The sequence below is a fragment of the Neisseria sp. P0001.S005 genome, assembly GCF_051963715.1.
This window is the reverse complement of record NZ_JBQCTZ010000559.1, coordinates 1-500: the sequence shown is the minus strand read 5'-3', so window position 1 is coordinate 500 and position 500 is coordinate 1. Positions and strand designations below refer to the sequence as shown.

At 52.8% G+C, this 500-nt stretch carries 1 protein-coding gene; it reads left to right on the top strand.

Features of this window, described 5'->3' with window-relative positions; genetic code table 11:
* Positions 1 to 5: 5 nt before the first annotated feature.
* Positions 6 to 500: Maf family protein (locus ACTHSP_RS21650; protein WP_440346963.1), on the top strand; the 495-nt coding region annotated here is incomplete at its 3' end.

The following is a 500-nucleotide window of genomic DNA, read 5'->3' as shown; positions in this document are numbered from 1 at the left end:
AAAATATGGAAGTAAAACTGCCTTTGGTTTTAGGGTCGAGTTCGGTTTTCCGCTGCGGACAGCTTCGCCGTTTGGGTATCGATTTTCAGACGGCATCGCCTGATTTTGACGAAACGCCTATTGCGGGCGAGCATGCAGGCGAGACGGCGTTGCGTTTGGCTGAAGGCAAAGCCCGTTCATTGGCGGCAACTTTTCCTGCTGCGCTGATTATCGGCGCAGACCAAGTGGCATGGTGCGAAGGACGTCAATTGGGTAAGCCGATGAACGTCGCAAATGCACAACAGATGCTGGCGGACTTGAGCGGAAAACGGATTGAATTTTACAGCGCAATCGTGCTTTTGAATACTGCTACGGGTAAGGTTCAGCATCATGTCGATCATACGGTGGTTGCCATGCGCCAGTTGTCGCAGGAACAAATCAGCAGATATTTGGAACGCGAGCCGGATGCGGTTTATTGTGCCGGTGCGGCGAAGAGCGAGGGTTTGGGCGCTGCTTTGTTG